Annotated in this window: 16 protein-coding genes; 9 read left to right on the forward strand and 7 right to left on the reverse strand. The window is 70.2% G+C overall.

The features are described 5' to 3' along the window. The first annotated feature begins 76 nt into the window (after positions 1 to 76). The 4 genes from AC6R2M_RS16030 (at position 77) to AC6R2M_RS16045 (ending at position 2,836) form a co-directional block, all read left to right on the forward strand. Positions 77 to 334, forward strand: coding sequence for a hypothetical protein (locus AC6R2M_RS16030; protein ID WP_500483851.1), 258 nt, complete (start codon positions 77 to 79; stop codon positions 332 to 334). Next, a complete protein-coding gene (pdxY, locus tag AC6R2M_RS16035; protein ID WP_500483853.1) occupies positions 334 to 1,236 on the forward strand; it encodes a pyridoxal kinase PdxY in 903 nt (300 codons plus the stop codon). The genes AC6R2M_RS16030 and pdxY overlap by 1 nt, the downstream gene beginning before the upstream one ends. Before the next feature lie 62 nt (positions 1,237 to 1,298). Then, positions 1,299 to 2,051, forward strand: a complete 753-nt coding sequence (locus tag AC6R2M_RS16040) for a DUF429 domain-containing protein (RefSeq protein WP_500483855.1) — start codon at positions 1,299 to 1,301, stop codon at positions 2,049 to 2,051. A gap of 80 nt (positions 2,052 to 2,131) precedes the next feature. Further along, a complete protein-coding gene (locus tag AC6R2M_RS16045) occupies positions 2,132 to 2,836 on the forward strand; it encodes a carbonic anhydrase (protein ID WP_500483857.1) in 705 nt (234 codons plus the stop codon). Between the two features lie 112 nt (positions 2,837 to 2,948). Here the strand turns inward: AC6R2M_RS16045 and AC6R2M_RS16050 are convergent, their stop codons facing one another. The 4 genes from AC6R2M_RS16050 to htpX all read right to left on the reverse strand — a co-directional run bounded on the left by AC6R2M_RS16050 (position 2,949) and on the right by htpX (position 7,302). Then, complete coding sequence (locus AC6R2M_RS16050; protein WP_500483859.1) at positions 2,949 to 3,095, reverse strand: hypothetical protein; 147 nt, start codon at positions 3,093 to 3,095, stop codon at positions 2,949 to 2,951. A gap of 31 nt (positions 3,096 to 3,126) precedes the next feature. After that, a complete protein-coding gene (locus AC6R2M_RS16055; protein WP_500483861.1) occupies positions 3,127 to 4,812 on the reverse strand; it encodes a heparinase II/III family protein in 1,686 nt (561 codons plus the stop codon). 115 nt (positions 4,813 to 4,927) lie between these two features. After that, positions 4,928 to 6,328 carry an RsmB/NOP family class I SAM-dependent RNA methyltransferase gene (locus AC6R2M_RS16060; RefSeq protein ID WP_500483863.1) on the reverse strand — a complete coding sequence of 467 codons (1,401 nt, stop codon included), beginning with the start codon at positions 6,326 to 6,328 and terminating at the stop codon, positions 4,928 to 4,930. Beyond that, positions 6,325 to 7,302, reverse strand: coding sequence for a zinc metalloprotease HtpX (gene htpX / locus AC6R2M_RS16065; protein WP_500483865.1), 978 nt, complete (start codon positions 7,300 to 7,302; stop codon positions 6,325 to 6,327). Before htpX ends, AC6R2M_RS16060 begins: the two co-directional genes overlap by 4 nt. 132 nt (positions 7,303 to 7,434) lie before the next feature. On the opposite strand from htpX, the gene AC6R2M_RS16070 reads away from it, so the two are divergent. The 4 genes from AC6R2M_RS16070 to AC6R2M_RS16085 all read left to right on the forward strand — a co-directional run bounded on the left by AC6R2M_RS16070 (position 7,435) and on the right by AC6R2M_RS16085 (position 10,101). Beyond that, positions 7,435 to 7,629 (forward strand): DUF1674 domain-containing protein, encoded by a 195-nt coding sequence (locus AC6R2M_RS16070; RefSeq protein WP_500483867.1) that lies wholly within the window; start codon positions 7,435 to 7,437, stop codon positions 7,627 to 7,629. A gap of 142 nt (positions 7,630 to 7,771) precedes the next feature. Beyond that, positions 7,772 to 8,257 (forward strand): thermonuclease family protein, encoded by a 486-nt coding sequence (locus AC6R2M_RS16075; RefSeq protein WP_500483868.1) that lies wholly within the window; start codon positions 7,772 to 7,774, stop codon positions 8,255 to 8,257. A 119-nt stretch (positions 8,258 to 8,376) separates the two neighbouring features. Continuing rightward, a complete protein-coding gene (locus AC6R2M_RS16080) occupies positions 8,377 to 8,697 on the forward strand; it encodes a DMT family transporter (protein WP_500487628.1) in 321 nt (106 codons plus the stop codon). 93 nt (positions 8,698 to 8,790) lie between these two features. Further along, positions 8,791 to 10,101, forward strand: coding sequence for a class I SAM-dependent methyltransferase (locus AC6R2M_RS16085; protein ID WP_500483870.1), 1,311 nt, complete (start codon positions 8,791 to 8,793; stop codon positions 10,099 to 10,101). A gap of 1,226 nt (positions 10,102 to 11,327) precedes the next feature. On the opposite strand, the gene AC6R2M_RS16090 is transcribed toward AC6R2M_RS16085, so the two are convergent. The 3 genes from AC6R2M_RS16090 to AC6R2M_RS16100 form a co-directional block, all read right to left on the reverse strand. Beyond that, positions 11,328 to 12,620 carry a DUF2254 domain-containing protein gene (locus AC6R2M_RS16090; RefSeq protein ID WP_500483871.1) on the reverse strand — a complete coding sequence of 431 codons (1,293 nt, stop codon included), beginning with the start codon at positions 12,618 to 12,620 and terminating at the stop codon, positions 11,328 to 11,330. Positions 12,621 to 12,817: 197 nt separating this feature from the next. Next, positions 12,818 to 14,773 (reverse strand): acetate--CoA ligase, encoded by a 1,956-nt coding sequence (gene acs / locus AC6R2M_RS16095; protein WP_500483872.1) that lies wholly within the window; start codon positions 14,771 to 14,773, stop codon positions 12,818 to 12,820. Between the two features lie 68 nt (positions 14,774 to 14,841). Beyond that, the gene (locus AC6R2M_RS16100; protein WP_500483873.1) at positions 14,842 to 15,903 is read right to left on the reverse strand and encodes an AI-2E family transporter; all 1,062 of its coding nucleotides are present in this window, start codon (positions 15,901 to 15,903) and stop codon (positions 14,842 to 14,844) included. Between the two features lie 188 nt (positions 15,904 to 16,091). On the opposite strand from AC6R2M_RS16100, the gene AC6R2M_RS16105 reads away from it, so the two are divergent. Then, a complete protein-coding gene (locus AC6R2M_RS16105; RefSeq protein ID WP_500483875.1) occupies positions 16,092 to 16,787 on the forward strand; it encodes an aspartate/glutamate racemase family protein in 696 nt (231 codons plus the stop codon). The last annotated feature ends 222 nt before the right edge of the window (positions 16,788 to 17,009 follow it).

Below are 17,009 nucleotides of genomic sequence, written 5' to 3' on the forward strand. Positions count from 1 at the left end.
AGCGGCAACGGCGCGACAGCCCGCATGGCGCCCCACCATATTGCCCTCGTCGCGCCTTTCGGGCAGGGTCCCGCGCATGGAGCACGATCGTCGAGACGCGGAGCGCCGGGCGGAGTCCGAAGCGATCCTCAAGCGGCTGCGCGAGGAGACCGACATCCAGGTCGGCGGCACGACGGCGCGCATGCTGTCGAACACGCGCGGCCACTTCTCCGCCGACGACGCCGACCCGAACGACCGTATCGAGGTGATCGGAACGCGCATCGGCCGCGCGCTGGGGCTCGTCGGCTTCGTCGTCCTCGTCTTCCTCTTCGTCCAGACCTACTTCCTGTCCTGATGAGCGAAACCCGCAGCGCCGGCACCAGCGAGCGGCCGGCGGTCCTCGTCGTCTCCAGCCACGTCGTGCGGGGCACGGTCGGCAACCGCGCCGCCGTCCTGGCGCTGGAATCGCTCGGCCATCCCGTCTGGGCGGTTCCGACCATCACGCTGCCCTGGCACGCCGGCCGGGGCCCGGCGACGCGCGTCGTGCCGGACGAGGCGGCCTTCGCCGCCATGATGGACGATCTGGCCGGCGCCGAATGGCTGTCGGAGGTCGGCGGCGTCCTCACCGGCTATTTCGGCTCGGCCGCCCAGATCGAGCCGGCCGCGCGGCTGGTGGAGGCGGTGCGGCGCGCCAATCCGGACGCGGTCTTCTGCTGCGATCCGGTGATCGGCGACGGCAACGAGAACGGCGGGCGGCTCTACCAGCCGCAGGCGGTGGTGGACGGCATCCGCGACCGGCTGATGCCGCTGGCCGACATCGCCACGCCCAACCGCTTCGAGCTGGAGTTCCTGACCGGGCTGGAGCTCGCCGGCAACGACCATCTGATCGAGGCCGCGCTGACGCTCGGCCCCGGCCGCGTCGTCGTCACCTCCGCCTTCCCGATGCTGCGGGGCGGCATCGGCAATCTCTTCACCGACGGGCGCTCCGCGCTTCTGGCCGAGCACCGGCGGATCGACACGGTGCCGCACGGCGTCGGCGATCTGACCTCGGCGGTCTATCTGGCCCGCGTGCTCTCGGGCCTCGGCGAGGAGCGCGCCCTGCAGACGACGACGGCGGCGGTCTACGAGATCCTGGCGCGCACGGCCCGGCGCGGCGCGGACGAGCTGACGCTTGAAACCGACGCCGACAGCCTCAAGACGCCGATGGCCATGGTGCAGATGCGTCATCTCGCCATGCCGGGCGGGCGACGGGCTTGAGCGACTTATGACGAGTTTACCGGCTTATGCCTGTTTTCCGGTAAACTCTTCATAAGGCTGCCATGGACAAGCCTTTGGTCACGACGGCAGGGGTCGACGGGTATCGCAAGGGCTGGGTCGCGGCCGTTCGCCGCCCAGGCGACGCGGTCCGGCTCTCGACGTTCCCGACGATCGCCGAGCTTGCGAGTTCGCTTCCCGACGACGCTTCGATCGTCGTCGATATCCCCATCGGGCATCCAAACCGCATCGCCGGCAACGGTCGCGTCGCCGAACAGGAGGTCCGTCCCCTTCTGAAGCGGCGCCGATCCAGCGTCTTCTCCATGCCCGCCAGAGCTGTCGTCGAGCTGGCGGGAAGCCGGACTTTCGGTCTCGCGAATATCCTCGAAGCCCATCGGAGCGCGAGCGCCCTTGCCGCCACGCTTTCAGACCCGCCGCGTAAGATCCCGATCCAGTCCTTTTCCATCCTCCCGAAGGTGCGTGAGGTGGATCTGTTCCTTGCCAGCGACCCAAGGCTTCGTGAGCGCATCGTCGAAAGCCATCCGGAAGTGGCGTTCGCCGTGCTGAACGACGACCGGGAAATGGAGCATGGGAAAAAGTCCCAGCTCGGTAGGATCGAACGAGAAGCCGTGCTCTCCCGCCACGGCATTCCAACCGAGGCCTTCGATCAGTCCCTGCCCGGCGTTCCCCACGACGACCGTCTCGACGCTCTCGTCATGCTTCTCATCGCCGATCGTCACGCCCTCGGCCTTGCACGGCCCTACCCCAATCTGCCCCATCGCGACGAGCACGGCCTGCCGATCGCCATCTGGGCATGAGCCGAGGTTGCGCGCGGCCTTGACGTGGCGCGCCGCCTCACGCTTGAAGCATTCCAACGTTCAGCCCGGAGCCGCCGGCCATGACCATTCTCCCCGACCATCTCCTGGCCGGCTACCGCACCTTCATCGAGGGGCGCTATCTGGCCGAGACCGCGACCTACCGCTCGCTCGCCCGCGACGGGCAGGCGCCCCAGACGATGATCGTCGCCTGCTGCGATTCGCGCGCCGCGCCGGAGACGATCTTCGGCTCGGCGCCGGGCGAGCTCTTCGTCGTGCGCAACGTCGCCAATCTCGTGCCGCCCTACACGCCGGACGGCGAGTTCCACGGCACCTCCGCCGCGCTCGAATTCGCAGTCGCGGCGCTGAAGGTGCGCCACATCGTGGTGATGGGCCACGGGCGCTGCGGCGGCATCAAGGCCGCGCTCGACCCCGACATGACGCCGCTTTCGCAGGGCGACTTCATCGGCAAGTGGATGAGCCTCGTTCGGCCCGTCGCCGAGGCCGTGGGCGCCAACGATCTGATGACGCCGTCCGAGCGCCAGACGGCGCTGGAGCGCATCTCCATCCGCCATTCGCTCGCCAATCTGCGCTCCTTCCCCGACATCGCGGCGCGCGAGGCGGCGGGCGAGCTCTCGCTTCACGGCGCCTGGTTCGACATCTCCTCGGGAGAGCTGTGGGCGATGGACCCCGAGACCGGCGACTTCGTGCGTCCGCTGGTCGACGTCGAGGACGACGCCGACCCGGCCAAGCCGGATCAGGAGAAGTCCGGAGAGGACGCGATCTGAAACCGCGATCTGGACCATCGTGCGTCCCATCGGACGCACGATGGTCGCCCAAACTGTCTGAATCCACGCATCAGGCTTTCCGAAGATCGATTCCGATTGTCGGGCCAATTCTTCAGGAGCGCGGCGGCGTCTGCCCGCTCGCCCGCTCGCGCTCCTCGGCAAGATCGTCGAGCGTGTTCGGCAGGACGCCGACCGCGCGGTTCATGCCGCCGCAGGCGGTCAGCGTCAGGACGGCGAGGATGAGGATCGCGCTTCGCATCGCCGGGTAGGTGGAGGCGGGGCGCGCCCCGTCAACGCTGGCGCTCGAAGCGCCAGTTCGCCTGCGCGGTTCCCGTCTGCATGACCGCCACGATCTGCCGCGTGCGGCGCGGTCCCTTGGCGCTGGCGAAGAAGACCGAGTCGTCCAGCGTCGCCGGCTGGTCGCAGAAGAACCACCAGACCTCCTCCCCCGCCGCGAGGCGGATGCCGCGCCCGGCCTGCTCGGCCGCCACGTCCGGGTGAAGGTGGAAGCGCAGCGTCGCCTCCGGGGCGGGCCCGAGCATGCGCGCGCGGCCGGCGGCCGGATGCAGCCGGTCGGCGCCCTCGATCCGCATGCCGTCGTGCCACAGGAGCATCTCGCGCTCGTGGACGAGACCGAAGGCGAGCCGGTAGCCGTCATGGGCGGCGGTCAGGAGCTGGCCTTCCGCGACCTCCTCGCAGGCCGAAGGCACGCGCGAGGGGCCGGCGACGACGGGCGAGCCGAGGAAGCGGTCCAGCCGCTCCGAGCGCGCGAAGCGCGCCGAGGAGCGGTCGCCGAGCGTCAGCGTCGAATGGGCGGCGGTGGCGCGGGCGAGGCGCCGGTGAACCTCGTGGCCGGCGGACGGCGCCCCGCAATTGACGACGAAGCGCTGGCGCCCGGAGGAGAACTCGAAGGCGAGCGTCCCGGCGTGGCTCTCGCCCGACAGCGCGGTGGGCGGTGCGAGGCCGGTGTCGGCGACGATCGTCGTCGTTCCGCGCGACAGGCGCTGGTAGCCGGACTGGCGCATGTGGCCGACCGGCTCGCCCAGCGTCTCGTCCTGGCGCACCAGCGCGGCGACGAGCGGCACCGGCACGAGGCTCGCGCCGTTGAAGAGGGTCGTCGCGCCGTCGCCGTGCAGGAAGAAGCGCAGCGCCGGCAGCATCCGGTCGATGGCGCCGAAGAGCGAGCGCGGAACGGCGAGGCCCCGCATCGAATAGATCTGGCGCAGCGGCAGCAGCATCTTGAGCAGCGCCGCGATGGCCTGCGGGTTGCGCGAGACGTGGCCGCCATCGGGGAAGATCTGGCGGTCGAGCTCGTCGCTGAGATGCGCCGAAGCCGAACGCGCGTCGCAGCGGCCGGGCAGGCAGAGCGCGGCGAAGGCGAGCGCGATGCGAACCTTCAGGCGTGCCAGCCCCTCGGCGGTCTCGGGTGCGGCGCGCTTCAGGGCGCGCGTCTCGGCGGCGAGCGTGTCGAGGAAGCGGCGGCGGAAGGCGGAATCGGCGTTCTGGAGGAGCAGCGGCGCGTGCGAGAGCAGCGCGATCAGCCGCGTCGCGGCGACGTCCGGCCGCTGCGCGGGTGACAGCCGGCGTCTTAGGCCCGGCGCCAGGAAGTCGCGCAGGAGCGCCCGCGCGTTCTCGCTGGCGAGCGCGTCCTCGACCTCGCTCAGATGCCGCAGCCATTCGAAGGAGACCAGCGCCTCGCGCCAGGCGGCGGGGGCCTCGGTCTCCAGGAAGGGCGAGCGCGCCGTGGCGACGATCCGGTGGCCGGCGAGATCGAACACGCCGGAATAGATCGCCTCGGCGATCGCCGCCTTGCCCCGCTCCAGGTCGCGCGGAACGGCGAGCAGCCGGTCGTTCTCGCGCGAGCGGCGGTGCAGGAAGGGCAGGACCGGCAGCCGCAGGCTCCGGCGCATGCGCCGGACGGCTTCGCGGGCCGTCAGCGCGGCCAGGCGCGGGTCGTCGATGAGTTCGGCCGCCATGACCTCTGAGCCCCGCCTCGTGCTTCGATTCACCGGGCCGCGCCGCGACGGGGCCCCGCACGCAAGTTTCGCGGATCGAGGTAAATGCTTCCCTAAGACGGACGGATGACGGCGCTCACGGGTTGCGCCGCAGGCGCGCGGCGAAGAAGCCGTCGAGACCCGGAACCGCGCCCTCGGCCACCCCGAACTCCATGTCGGGCGTGGTGCGGACGTCGCCCTTGGCATCGATCGCCGTTTCGAGCCCGGGGAGCTCGTGCGGGGCGACCGGCTCGCGCGAGAATTCGGGGCGGGAGGCGAGGAAGGCCTCCACCACCGCCTCGCCCTCGGCGGGGTCCAGCGAGCAGTTGGAGAAGACCAGACGCCCGCCCGGCGCGACGAACTCCGCCGCCCGGTCGAGCAGCCCGGCCTGGACCCGCGCGAGCTTCTCCACCTCCTCGGCGCTCTTCGTCCAGCCGACATCCGGATGCCGGCGGATCGTCCCGGTGGAGGAGCAGGGCGCGTCGAGAAGCACCGCGTCGAAGGGTTCGGGGGCGACCTCGCGGATGTCCCCGAGCCGCGTCTCCACCTCGAGACCGAGGCGCTGGAGATTGCCGTTCAGGCGCTTCAGGCGGCTGGCGGAGATGTCGAAGGCCGTGACCCTCGCTGCGGCGGCGGCGAGCTGCGCGGTCTTGCCGCCCGGCGCGGCGCACAGGTCCGCGACGCGCCGGCCCGCGATGTCGCTCAGAAGGCGCGCGGGGATGGCGGCCGCGGCATCCTGCACCCACCATTCGCCCGTCTCGAAGCCCGGCAGCGCCGTCACCGGCCCGTCAAGCCGGTCGAGCCGGACGGTTCCGGTCGAAAGGGCGCGGCCGCCGAGCCGCTCGGCCCAGCCGGCCGGGTCGGCCTTCACGCTCAGATCGACGGGCGCGGGGCTCAGATGCGCGCGCGCGATCGCCTGCGCGCGCGCCTCGCTATAGGCGGCGGTCAGTCGCTCGCGCAGCCAGGGCGCCATGTCCGCCATCGGGTCCACCGGCACGTGCGGCCGCTCGCTCACCTCGCGCGCGATCCGGCGCAGCACCGCGTTGACGAGCCCCGCGAAGCGCTTGTTGCGCGGGTCCTCGTTCGCCGCTGCGACCGCAAGGTCTACGGCGGCCGAATCCGGCACGTCGAGGAAGAGGATCTGCGCCGCGCCGACGTGAAGGAGATGGCGCAGCGAGACAGCGCCCTCGGGGAGCGGGCGTTCGATCGCCCCGGAGACCAGCCCTTCGATCGTGCCGCGAAAGCGCAAGGATGTAGCGAGAATGGCCCGCACCAGGGCCTGATCGCGCGGCTCCAGCCCGCGGTAACCCGGATGCCCGCCGCTCGGATCGGTCAGCCCGTCGAGCGAGGTCCGGGCATCGACGACGGCCGAGAGCAACCGCGCCGCCACCTGACGGCTGGCGAGGCCCGGCCGCGCGGGCTCGGCCCGCTCCGAAGCCCCGCTGTCCCTGGCCTTCGCTCCGCTGCCGCGCCGCGCGCCCGAGGGACGCGCGCTCAACCCCAGGGCCCCTGGCCCGAGGAGGAGCCGCCGCTTCCGCCCGTCCAGGGTCCGCGCTGGCCACCGGTGTGGCGCAGGCCCGCGCCGAAGGCGCTCTCGCCGCGCACCGGGTTCGCGCGCCCCGCCCCCATCTCGGCCGCCATCTGCTGGAGCGCCGCGATGCGGTTTCCGGTGTCGGGGTGCGTCGAGAACAGGCCGTCGGCGCGCTGGCCGTTCAGGGGGTTGATGATGAACATGTGCGCGGTCGCGGGATTGCGCTCGGCGTCCACGTTCACCGTGCGCCCGGCGGCTGTGGCGATCTTCTGCAGCGCGGAGGCGAGCCAGATCGGGTTCCCGCAGATCTCCGCGCCACGCCGGTCGGCCGAGTATTCGCGGGTGCGCGAGATCGCCATCTGCACGATCATGGCCGCGAGAGGCGCGACGATGATCGCGAGAAGCACCCCGACGATGCCGAGCGGGTTGCGGTTGTCGCCGCCTGAATTGCCGAAGAAGAACGCGAAATTGCCGAGCATGGAGATCGCGCCCGCCAGCGTCGCGGTGATCGTCATGATCAGCGTGTCGCGGTTCTGCACATGGGCGAGCTCGTGCGCCATGACGCCGGCCACTTCCTCCGGCGTCAGGCGCTGGAGCAGGCCCGTCGTCGCCGCCACAGCGGCGTTCTCCGGGTTGCGGCCCGTCGCGAAGGCGTTGGGCTGGTCGTTCTCGATGATGAAGACCTTGGGCATCGGAAGACCGGCCTGCGCGGCCAGTCCCTGCACCATGCGGTAGTATTCGGGCGCGGTGCGCTCGTCGACCTCGTGGGCGTGGTGCATGCGCAGCACCATCTTGTCGGAGTTCCAGTAGGCGAAGAGGTTCATCGCCACCGCGATCGCGAAGGCGATCATCATGCCCTGGCTGCCGCCGATGAGGGCGCCGACGCCCATGAAGAGGGCGGTCATCAGGGCGATCAGCATGGCCGTCTTGATCATGTTCATCGGTGGTCGCATCTCCAGCTTGCGAAGAGGCCCCGAAGGGGCGATCTGACGGCTCATGATCTGGTGCGCCGGGCGTTCCGCTTCAATGCGAGCGGCGCGGCCGGCACCCGCGAAACGAGAGGCTCCGCACGGATGAGCGAAGACACCACCGAGACGCCCGAGCGCAAGCCCCTTTCGGCGGCCGCGCAGCGTGCCCTCGCCGAGGCGGCGGAGCGCCGCCGCGCCGAGGCCGGACCGGACCTGCCGCCCGAGCTGAACGGGCGCGACGGGCCGGAGCCCACGCGCTACGGCGACTGGGAGAAGAAGGGCATCACCTCCGACTTCTGAGGGGGAAGCGCGTTAGGATTTCCTTCACGACCCTCGCGCGTGGACCCTCCTTCCGGTTGCATGGCTCGCGGAAACGGGCATTTGCGGTACGCAGGCCTGCGTGGTAGATAGGACTTCTGTCTTATCTCACCCCGAGTCGCCCGTGCCGCGCGCCGCCCTCGCTCTGTTCCTCTCCGTCGCGTTCACAGCGCCCGCGCTCGCCGAGCCGCAGGTTCCGCCGCGCCGGATCGCGGGTCCCGTCGAGGCGCAGGTGATCGAGGTGCGCGACGGCGACACGGTCATGGTCGCCGCCTATGTCTGGCCGATGCAGGCGGTGCACGTGGCGGTCCGCCTTCGCGGCATCGACGCGCCGGAGCGCCGGGGCCAGTGCCCGAGCGAGATCGAGGCGGCCGAGGAGGCGCGCGCCCGGCTCATCGAACTGATCGGCGACGGCCCCGTGCGCCTGACGCGGATCGAGGGCGACAAATATTTCGGCCGCGTCCTTGCGGACCTTTCGACCGAAAGCGAGCCCGATATCGCGCGGCGTCTGCTCTCCGAGGGCCTCGTCGTCGCCTATGACGGCGGCCGCCGCCGCGACTGGTGTTCGGTGGCGGGCGTTCCCGTTCCCCGGCAGGCGACGCGCGGCTGACGCCGGCCGTCGCCTTGACCCGGACGCCCCCGCGAACCATCTGAAAGGCGCGCGGGACGGCCCGCCGCACCCCCATTCCATGCCCGGGACGGCCCGGCTTTCTGAAAAGGAGGCCGATGATGGCCTGGATCATGCTTCTCTTCGCCGGCCTCTTCGAGATCGTCTGGGCGAGCGCGATGAAATTCTCGATGGGCTTCACGAGGCCCGGCCCGACCGCGATCATGGTCGTGTCGATGGCGATCAGCTTCTATCTTCTGACGCTCGCCTTGCGCACCCTCCCGCTCGGCACGGCCTATGCGGTGTGGACGGGGATCGGCGCGGCGGGCGCCTTCGTCGTCGGCATCCTGTTCCTCGGGGAAAGCGCGAGCCCGATGCGGATCCTCGCGGCCGCGCTCATCGTCTCGGGCATCGCCCTCATGAAACTCTCCTCGACCGCCTGAGACGGGCGACGCCCGCACCGTTCGGCCCGACCGGGAATCGCGACTGGACAGGCCTGCCGCGAACCGCCAAGTCTGGCGGCTCAGGAGATGCGCATGGCGAACGATCCGACGACAGGCCGACGCGCCGGCACCGAACGGGCCGAGCGGACGGTCGCCGACCTCCTCGCCCATGCCGTGGACGCGTTCCGGCCGGGCTTCGGCGTCCGCCTCTGGACGGGGGAGCGCATCGGCCCCGCCGGCGGCCCGACGCTCGTCGTCGCCGACGCCCATGTTCTCTCGCGCCTCGCCTTCGCGCCCTCCATCGGGACGCTGGTCGAGCTGTGGGCCGACCGGCGGCTCGACGTCGCCGACGGCTCGATCTTCGACATCGCCGCGGCGCGGCCCGAGGGCGGCCGCAAGCAAGGGCTGAAGCGGCTGGAGAAGGGGCGGATTGCCCGCGCCCTTCCCGCGCTCTGGCGCCTTCGCCGGGCGGAGAAGCGTCAGGCCGCCGCGATCGGCACGGACGAGGGGCGCTCGGGCTCGACCCGGAGCGCCATCCAGTTCCATTACGACGTGTCGAACGACTTCTACCGCCTCTTCCTCGACGAGCGCATGGTCTATTCCTGCGCCTATTTCGACCGCTGGCACGACGACATCGATCGCGCCCAGGCCGACAAGCTGGAGATGATCTGCCGCAAGCTGCGCCTGTCGCCGGGCGAGCGCTTCCTCGACATCGGCTGCGGCTGGGGCGCGCTCCTGATCCATGCGGCCAAGACGCGCGGCATCACCGGCCATGGGGTGACGCTCAGCCAGGCGCAGTTCGATCTCGCAACGCGCCGCGTCGCCGAAGCCGGCCTGTCGGACCGGATCACGATCGAGCTCAAGCCCTTCCAGGAGCTGACCGGGCGCTTCGACAAGATCGCCTCCATCGGCATGTTCGAGCATGTGGGCTTCGCCCATCACGACGCCTATTTCTCGGCCGTCTCCAGGCTGCTGCGCCCGCGCGGCCTCTATCTGCACCACGCGATCGCGCGGCCCGCCAAGAAGACGCCGAAGGACTTCCACCGGAAGCGCTCGCGCGAATACCGGGCGATCACGAAATACATCTTCCCCGGCGGCGAGCTCGACTTCATCGGCCACTCCCTGCAGAAGCTGGAGGCACACCGCTTCGAGGTGCACGACGTGGAGAACTGGCGCGAGCATTACGGCCGCACCTGCCGGCTCTGGGCCGAGCGCCTGCGCGCCAACATGGACGCGGCCGTCGAAGAGATCGGGCCGGAGAAGGCGCGGGTCTGGCTCCTGTACCTCGCCGGCTGCGCGCTGGCCTTCGAGCGCGGCTCGGTCATGATCAACCAGACGCTGGCCTCCAAGCGCGACAAGGGCCCGTCCGGCCTGCCCCCGACGCGGGCCGACCTCTACGGGTAGGCGCCGAGGCTCTTCTCCGACGCTCGTCGAAGGCCGTGCCCTTCGGCGCCCCCCTCTGCCCTGCCGGGCATCTCCCCCTCAAGGGGGGAGATCATTCGCTTCGATAATTTCGCCAAGGCCTGCAACGTCTTCAGCCTTTCGACTAGCCCAGGCCTTCGACGAAGAAGCTGCAACATCCAAACCGCGATCTCCCCCCTTGCGGGGGAGATGGGCGGCAGCCCAGAGGGGGGCGAGCCGGCAGAAGGCCGAGACATCTCGCGCGACGTGATCTCCGGCGCGGCCGACCTCTATGGGTAAACGCGGGGGCTGCTCTCCGACGCTTGTCGAAGGCCGCGCCCTTCGGCACCCCCCTCTGCCCTGCCGGGCCTCTCCCTCTCAAAGGGGGGAGATCATTCGCTTCGATGATTTCGACAAGGCCTGCAACGTCTTCAGCCTTTCGACTGGCCCAGGCCTTCGACGAAGAAGCTGCAACATCCAAGCCGCGATCTCCCCCCTTGCGGGGGAGATGGGCGGCAGCCCAGAGGGGGGGAGCCGGCGGGGCATCTCCCGGCAGAAGGCCGAGACATCTCGCGCGACGTGATCTCCGGCGCAGCCGACCTCTATGGGTAAACGCGGAGGCTCTTCTCCGACGCTCGTCGAAGGCCGCGCCCTTCGGCGCCCCCCTCTGCCCTGCCGGGCATCTCCCCCTCAAGGGGGGAGATCATTCGCTTCGGTCATTTCGCTTAGGCCTGCAACGTTGCCGGATCTTCGGCTTCATCAGCCCTTCGACGGAGAGGCTGCAACATTCCAAGCCGCGATCTCCCCCCTTGCGGGGGAGATGGGCGGCAGCCCAGAGGGGGGCGAGCCGGCGAGGCCTTGGCCTCAAGGCTCCCGGCAGAAGCGCCCCCGGAGCGAGCCCCGGCGACGACCGACATTCGCTTAGCTGCGGGCAAGACAAGCAAAAGGCCGCCTCCCATCTCTGGAAGGCGGCCCCGTGATGTCTGCCCTGCCGGCCGGGATGATCCCGAAACCGGATCGGCAAAATCGTCGGATCAGAAGGAGGCTGCCCCTTCCGACCGGCGAGAATTGCTGGATCCGGCCGACATTTGGAAATCACTCGACATCGGATCACCTCCTTCCATTACGTTGAACACGAACAGAAGTATGGGGTCGGCGGCCGGGCTTGCCAAGGGCTCGACGTACCGAAAGTCTGCGCCCTCGCGTCGCGCCCCCTGTCGGGCGCCGCGTCAGGCCGGCCGCCCCTCCCAGATCGGCGCGTGGGAGCGCTCGAAACGCTCGCGCTCCAGCTCCGTGCCGTCCGCCCTCATCTGCCGCGCCAGGGCCTGCGCCATGGCCGTCGCGGCGGGCGCCATGGCGGGCACCTGGGCGCGCACCGCCGCCAGCGTCTTGGACAGCCGGATCGCGACCTCCGCCTGGGTGCCGCCGTCGCGCACCAGCGTGGCGAAGGCGTCCTCCACGAACTCGCGCTCGTGGGGCCGCGCGAGATAGACCCGCTCCGACGCCGGTTCCGCCTCGCCCTCGTCGTCCCGATCCTTGTCCGCCCCGTCGTCCCGAAGCCGCGTCAGGACGCGCAGGATCGCGTTCAGGACCTCGATGGCCGTGCCCGGATCGTTGACGGCTGGGGACAGCGCCCGGCTGCCGATCTCGGCCAGCGTGATGAGCCCGAGCCGGGGATCGTGATCGAAGGTGCGGTGCCGCTCCAGCGAGAAGGCGCCCGACAGCGCGTCCTCGATCTCGTCCGTGACGGTCCCCTCGACATGGACGAGCGACCGCGTCGCATGCACGAGCGTTCCGGGGATCGCCTCCACGTGGATGATCAGATCGTGCTCCTCGGCCAAGCTCTCGATGAGGTCGAGATGGACGTGCACGACGTAGCCCGTCTTCTTCGAATAGACGGGCCGCGCCCGATCCGGCACGGGGATCGCCGGCCGCGCGCCGCCCATCGGGTCGGCGGCGAAGGCCTCCATCGACCGGCAGGCGGCGTCCTCCACCCGGTCGATCACGTCGGACATGCGGCCGAAGCTCGTCAGATGGGAGATCCATCGAAGCAGGGTCAGGACGATCACGGCGATGAGGGCGACCGTGCCCGTGAAGAGGACGATCCGTCCCTGCTCGCCGTAGATGCCGGTCTGCAGGCCGATGATCCCGACGATGGCGAAGACGAAGGCGCCGAGAAAGGTGGAGAGCGCGTTCTGCGACGTGGTGTCGTTGATCAGGAGCTGGGTCGAGCGCGGCGTCGCGTTCTGCGTCGCCGAACCATAGGCCGTCACCATCGCGGTGAGGGAGAAGGTCGTCACCGCCAGCATGGAGGAGGCGATGATCTCGAGCAACGTGCCGACGGCGTCCTGCCCGATCTCGACCGTGAACTCGAAGGGGACGAAATTGCTGGCGATGGCGGCCAGGGCCGCGACGACGATGGCCGCGACGGTGATCAGGGCGGCCCGGAACCAGATGCGGTGGCGCAGCTGGGCGAGCAGGAAGTCGAACCGGGACAGCCGCTCCCGTTTGGTCTTGGACATGAGGGCCGATCCGAAGGCGTATGCGAACGAGGGGTGTCGCCGCGCCCGAGCTCCCACCCTGATCGGGAATATGAAGCTCCCGCGGCGCCCTTCAACGTCGCCCGGTGGCGGCCGCCTTGCCCCTCACGCGCGACGCTCCGAAGGCCGGAGAAGACCTTCGGACCGCATCGGTATGCGAAGCCGCCCTTCGGGCGGATTCAGCCGCGCTTGTTCTGGCGGTTCTCCACCAGATCGTCCACGACGCCCGGATCGGCCAAAGTGGAGGTGTCGCCCAGCGCGCCGAAATCGTCCTCGGCGATCTTGCGCAGGATGCGACGCATGATCTTGCCCGAGCGCGTCTTCGGCAGGCCCGGCGCCCACTGGATCTTGTCCGGCGAGGCGATGGCCCCGATGTCCTGTCTCACGTGAGACACGAGCTCGCGGCGCAGCTCCTCCGTCGGCTCGATGCCGCCCATGAGCGTGACGTAGCAGTAGATCCCCTGCCCCTTCACGTCGTGCGGGTAGCCGACGACGGCCGCTTCCGAGACCTTCGGATGGGCGACGAGGGAGGATTCCACCTCCGCGGTGCCCATGCGGTGACCGGAGACGTTGATGACGTCGTCCACCCGGCCGGTGATCCAGTAGTAGCCGTCCTCGTCGCGCCGCGCGCCGTCGCCGGTGAAGTACTTGTTCGGATAGGTCGAGAAGTAGGTCTCCTCGAAGCGCTTGTGGTCGCCGTAGACCGTGCGCATCTGCCCTGGCCAGGAATCGGCGATCACGAGGTTGCCGTCGCAGGCGCCCTCCTTCACCTGGCCCTCCGCGTCCACGATCTGCGGCTTCACGCCGAAGAAGGGCAGCGTCGCCGAGCCCGGCTTGAGCGCCGTGACGCCCGGCAGCGGCGTGATCAGGATGCCGCCCGTCTCGGTCTGCCACCACGTGTCGACGATCGGGCAGCGCTCCTCGCCGACGACGCGGTAGTACCAGTTCCAGGCTTCCGGGTTGATCGGCTCGCCCACCGTGCCGAGCACGCGCAGGCTCTTGCGCGAAGTCTTCCGCACCGGCTCGTCGCCGCCGCCCATCAGGGCCCGGATCGCCGTCGGCGCGGTGTAGAAGATCGTGACCCGATGCTTGTCCACGACCTGCCAGAACCGGGACGTGTCGGGGAAGTTCGGCACGCCCTCGAACATCAGCGTCGTCGCGCCGTTGGCGAGCGGGCCGTAGACGATGTAGCTGTGGCCCGTCACCCAGCCGACGTCGGCCGTGCACCAGTAGACGTCGCCGGGGCGCCAGCCGAAGACGTGTTCGTGCGTCATCGAGGCGTAGACGAGATAGCCGCCGGTGGTGTGGAGCACGCCCTTCGGCTTACCGGTGGAGCCGGAGGTGTAGAGGATGAAGAGCGGGTCCTCGGCGTTCATCGCCTCGGGCTCGCAGGTCGCCGAGGCGCTCTCGCGCGCCTCGTGCCACCAGACGTCGCGCCCCTGCGTCACCGCGACCTCGTTGCCGGTGCGGCGCACCAGAAGGACGGTGTCGACGCTCTGCCCGGCCTTGGCGGCGATCTCGATCGCCTTGTCGGCGTTCGCCTTCAGCGGGATCGTCTTGCCGCCGCGATAGCCCTCGTCCGCCGTGATGAGGACTGAGGAGGCCGCGCCCTCCAGCCGCCCGGCCAGCGCGTCCGGCGAGAAGCCGCCGAAGACGACCGAGTGCACCGCGCCGATGCGTGCGCAGGCGAGCATCGCGAAGGCCGCCTCCGGGATCATCGGCATGTAGAGCGTGACGCGGTCGCCCCGCTTCACGCCTCGGTCCTTGAGGACGTTCGCCATGCGGCAGACCTCCTCGTGGAGCTGCCGGTAGGTGATCGCCCGGGTGTCCTTCGGGTCGTCGCCTTCCCACAGGATCGCCGTCTGGTCGGCCTTGCCCTCCAGATGCCGGTCGATGCAGTTGGCCGAGACGTTGAGCTGCCCGTCCTCGAACCACCGGATCGAGACGTTGCCGGGCGCGAAGGAGGTGTTCTTCACCTTGGAGAAGGGGCGGATCCAGTCGACGCGAAGCCCGTGCTCGCCCCAGAAGGCGTCGGGGTCGGACAGGCTCTTCCGGTACCATTCCTGGTAGGTCGCCTCCGAGATCAGTCCCTCGGCGGCCCATTCGTCACGGACGGGGATCGTCTTCTCGCTCATCGTTCCTCCCGATTGAAGCGCGTCGTTCGAACCGTTCTAGCCGGAGGGCGGCGCCGCCGCCAAGCCTGTCAGGCGCCGTCCGACGGCTCCGGCTCCCCGCCGCCGAGCACGTCCTCGACATAGAGCATCGTCACCATCGTCTTGATCACCGCCACGACCGGCACCGCGAGGATGAAGCCGGCGAGGCCGAAGAGCAGGCCGAAGATGAGCTGGACCGTCAGCGTCAGGGCCGGCGGCAGCGAGGTCGCCCATTTCTGCGCGATCGGCGTCGTGACGTTCGATTCCACGCCCTGGATCAGGATGTAGACGCCGACGCCGAGCAAGGCGGTGGTCGTGTCCACCGACAGGCCTGTCAGGACGATGGGCACGCCCGCCGCGATGGCGCCGAGCGTCGGCACGAAGGCGAGCAGCCCCGCCTGCAGCGCCAGAAGGAAGGCGAAGGGCATGTCGATCAGCCAGAGGCCGATCCAGGACACGGTGAAGACGGTGGCCATGGAGATCGCCTGGCCGAGGAGCCACATGCGCAGCGACTGCGCGCTCTCGTTCATCGCCTCGCCCAGCCGGGCGCGCTTGGCCTTGGGCACGAGGCTGACCGTGCCGCGCCGGTAGATGCCGGGGCTCCAGGCGATGAAGGCGGCGAGGAAGAGGATGATGAAGAAGTTGCCGATGCCGCCGGCGACGGAGAAGAGCGCCGTCGTCGCGCCCGACAGGACGCCGCTGGCGTCGGGCAGCATGTCGCGGATCTCGCTCGGCTCGATCTCCTCGGCCGAGACCGGGAAGCCCTGGCTCTGCGCCCATTCCAGAACGCTCGTCGCCTGCCCGCTCACCGCGTCCAGAAGGTCCCGCGCCTGATCGGCGAGGGTCGCGCCGCCCCAGAAGATCAGGCCGGCGAGCGCCGCCAGGGTCGCCAGGAAGACGAGCGCGAGGGAGGCCGCGCGCCCGAGCCCCAGCATCATCGCCGCGCGCGCCGCGCCGTCGAAGATGGCCGCCAGCACCATCGCCGCGAAGACCATGAAGAAGGCGCTGGCGGCGAAGTAGAAGACGGCCAGCGCGATCAGCATGGCCAGCACGATGGCGGTCGCGATGACGGTCCGCCTCGCGAAGACGGCCTCGGAGGCGGATGGGGTCACAAGCGGGCTCCTCGAGACGCGGGCTTAGGTCCCAAGATAGGGCGCCGCGCGGCGAGGAGAACGAAGCGGCGCGCGCGAGCCTCTGCCCGGACCGGCAGCGGCGCGGCTCGCGCGGCACCGGCTTTCGGACTAAGGATGGCCCCCCGAACGGCGCATCCTCGCTTTTCGGCGTCGAACGGGAACAGGCCATGCGGACGATCGGGCTGATCGGGGGAATGAGCTGGGAGAGCTCGGCGGAATACTACCGCATCCTCAACCAGGGGGTCCGGGACCGGCGGGGGCCTACGGCCTCAGCGCGCTGCCTCCTGTGGTCGTTCGATTTCGCCGAGATCGAGGCGCTGCAGCATCGCGGCGACTGGGACGGGCTCGCCGACCGGATGACCGACGCGGCGCGTCGGCTGGAGGGCGCCGGGGCCGATCTCCTGATGATCTGCACCAACACCATGCACCGCCTCGCCCCGCAGGTGGAGGCGGCGGTCGGCATCCCGCTCCTGCACATCGCCGACCCGACGGCGGACCGGATCAGGGCGGCGGGGCTTGGAACCGTCGGGCTTCTCGGAACCGCCTTCACCATGGAGCAGGACTTCTACAAGGGCCGCCTGCGCGAGCGCCACGGCCTCGACGTCATCGTGCCAGGGCCGGAGGATCGCGCCACCGTCCACCGGGTGATCTACGAGGAGCTCGTCGCCGGACGGATCGAGGCGGCCTCGCGCGAGGCCTACCGGTGGATCATCGGGCGGCTGGTCGAAGAGGGCGCCGAAGCGGTGATCCTCGGCTGCACGGAGATCATGCTCCTGATCGGCCCGCAGGACAGCCCGGTTCCGATCTTCGACACGACCGCGCTCCATGCGCAGGCGGCCGTCGAGAGGGCGCTGGCGGACTGAACTGCGCGCCCGGCTCCGCCATCGGGCCGGAAATGGCGCGAAGGCGACCGGCGGCCCCGTGCCGCCCGGGACGCACGCAAGGCAGGCGCCGGTCGAGCCGCGCCCCGCGGCAACCCGCACGGCTTGCAGGGTCGTGGCCGACACGTCGGGAGCGCGGTCATCATTGTTTCCACGTCACCCGTCATCGATATTCGTCGGAATCCATCCGCCGCAAGGGCCGCG

This window comes from Aureimonas sp. CAS (assembly GCF_059838215.1).